Origin of the sequence: Mesorhizobium sp. M7A.F.Ca.US.005.03.2.1 (assembly GCF_003997795.1) — a bacterium.
Taxonomy (GTDB): Bacteria; Pseudomonadota; Alphaproteobacteria; order Rhizobiales; family Rhizobiaceae; genus Mesorhizobium; species Mesorhizobium ciceri.
In genome coordinates, this window is sequence record NZ_RZRP01000854.1 from 1 (window position 1) to 2,662 (window position 2,662).

1 protein-coding gene and 2 pseudogenes are annotated in these 2,662 nt (G+C 62.8%); all 3 read right to left on the reverse strand.

Translation table 11 applies throughout. The annotated features are described in order from the left end of the window. A pseudogene (locus EN991_RS31460) lies at positions 1-1,069 on the reverse strand (prolyl oligopeptidase family protein); the annotation flags it as partial. A 66-nt stretch (positions 1,070-1,135) separates the two neighbouring features. Next, positions 1,136-2,308, reverse strand: a complete 1,173-nt coding sequence (locus tag EN991_RS31465; RefSeq protein WP_127370211.1) for an MFS transporter — start codon at positions 2,306-2,308, stop codon at positions 1,136-1,138. A gap of 144 nt (positions 2,309-2,452) precedes the next feature. Next, positions 2,453-2,662 (reverse strand): annotated as a pseudogene (locus EN991_RS31470) (MFS transporter); the annotation flags it as partial.

Genomic DNA, 2,662 nt, shown 5'->3' on the forward strand with positions numbered 1-2,662 from the left:
CGCCTTTGCCGCGCCCATTGTCCATCAGGCTGACGACCAGCCGGTCCCGCGTGCGGGCAATGCCGGCTATGGAAACGCGATAGGCCGGCTCGAACAAGGTTTCGACAGGCCCGATCGCGCCGGTTTCGACCCAGCGCGCCAGGTCCAGCGAATAGAGGCCGTCGGGCTTGCAAACCGTGCCGTCGGGCGCCGTCCATGCACTGCGCACGCCGAACACGAGCTGATCCCTGAATATTGCCGTATCGGTCATGTCGTCCGGTAGCGGCAGCTGTTTGTTTTCGCCGGAAGGCAGCCGAAGGAAGATGTGCGAAGCGAAGAAATTCAGCGTTCGAGCCAGGACCAGATAGCGTCTGTCACCGTCGTACTCGACAGCGGCACCAACGGCGAGATCCTCTTTCTGCGCCTCGAAGATCGGCGTTGCGTCTTCCAGCTTGGTATCGCGCTTCCACAGCTTTATGATTCGCGGATAGCCGGACTCGGTCTTGTCGGCCTCGTCGAAAGCGGCCGAAACAATCACGGTGTCCTTATCCAGCCAGCTGAAACCCGACTTGGAAGCGGGTGCACGAAACCCACCCTCGACAAACGACTTGGTCGCGATGTCGAATTCGCGCATCTCGCTGGCGTCGCCGCCATCCGGCGACATCGAGACAAGGCAAAGGTTGAAGTCGGGATAGAGCCGGCTGGCGCCGCCAAAAACCCATTTTATCCCTTCCTCCGCCGCAAGCTGGTCGAAGTCGATGATCGTTTCCCAGTCGGGCTTCTCGGTCTTGTAGGAAGCGACGGTCGTGCGGCGCCAGAGGCCGAGCACATTGGTCTTGTCCTGCCAGAAATTGTAGACATGGCCGGCTTTTGCCGCGCCGACAGCGATGTTGTCCTCGGCCGTCATCAGGTCGAGCGCGGTCTGGAACGACGCCTGATAGAACGGATCGCCCTGCAATTCACCAACCGTGATCTCGTTCTGGCGATGTACCCAGTCCAATGACTGCTTGGCCGTCCTGTCCTCCAGCCAGAGAAAGGGATCGTCGGTCGTGGGGGCGGAATTCGGCGTCTGGGTGGCAGGCTTGGTCATGAGGTCTCCGATAAACGCGTTGCTTTGAAAAAGCCAACGCCGACAGGCCGTCGATATTCACCATGTTCAGCGCACAATTGAGGCTTTCCGCCGACCAGCGAGGCTCGCAATGGCCAGCGCCAGGCACAGCAGCCCAAGCGTGATCGGCAGTCCGCCGGCGCCCATAACACCCATGGCGCCCCCCGCCAGCGGCGGCACGGCGATGCCGCCGACGCCCCACATCAAGGAAAAGGCCGCATTGCCGGCGACCAGTGCGGAGCCGGTGAAGCGTTCGCCGAGCTCGATGATCGACATTGTGTAGATGCCGTAGGAAACCGCGCCCCAGACAAAGATCATTGGCCAGATCAGCGGCGACTCGATGAGAAGCGGAAGCAGGACGCAGCCGAGCACCGTGATCGCGACGCAGGCAAGCCGCACCAGGCGCGCGGAAAGCCTTTCCGCCAAAAGGCCGAGCGGCACCTGCATGGCGATGTTGCCGGCGATCATCACCGACAGCAGCGCCGACATGCGGGTTTCGGTGATGCCGTGATGGGTGCCATAGACCGGCAGCAACGCCAACGCACCCTGTTCGAAGCCGGCGGCGACTATGACGGCGAACAAAAGCAGCCACGCCAGCGGCACGAAACCCAGGACGGAAACCTGGTGCCCGGCCTCGTCGACCTTGGGCAAACGCGGCAGCACCGAGGCCAGGCAAATGCCACACAGCACGAAGGCGAAAATGCCGACGAGGAAGGGCGGCCAGCCCTCAGTGCCGACTGCAAGCAGGCACAGTGGCCCGGTCGCGAAACCGGCCGAGATGATCGTCGAATAGACACCCATGACGCGGCCGCGTCGGGCCGGCGGTGCCAGCGCGATCACCCAGATCTCGCTCAGCACATAGAGCGGATTGGTCACGACGCCGATCAGGAAGCGCAGGGGAAACCACAAATAGACATTTTGCGTCCAGCCGATCAGCGCCAGCACGACAGCCGAAAGGGCCGCACAGGTGAGCGCGGTGCGCCCTGCCCCGAATCGGCGGGCCAGCGCCGGGATCAACGGCGATGACAGAATGAAGCCAATCGGCGTCATGGCCGCCGACAAGCCGATCATCGCTGGCGAAACGCCCTGGCGCTGCAGGATGAAACTCAGCAGCGGATAGGACAACCCTTGCGCGATGGCGAACACCGAGACGGTCGCGATCACACCGGTGATCGCCGCCCATTGCATCGTCTCGTCCTTGTTCGATTCAACCAAATTCATGTACGCACCGCTGTCGGGCTGCAGGATTAGCGATTGAGTTGCGCAGAGGTAAGCCCCTGGCGGGCGAAAACTGCTTGCTCCAGACAGTGCCTGTCAGGAGGCTGGGCCTGTCAGGAGGCTGGGCCTGTCAGGAGGTTGGGCTTATCAGGAAGCTCGGCGCATGGATGAGCGGTACAGCGCGAACATCACCAGCACCGCGTCGAGAGCGGCAATAACCACCGGCAGCCCAAGTGGGCCGATGCCTTGCATGAGCAGGCCCGCACCGGGTGGGCCGACGATGCCACCAACGCCCCACATCAGCGCAAAGGCAGCGTTGCCGGCGACCAGCACAGAGCCCTTGAACCGGCTGCCGAG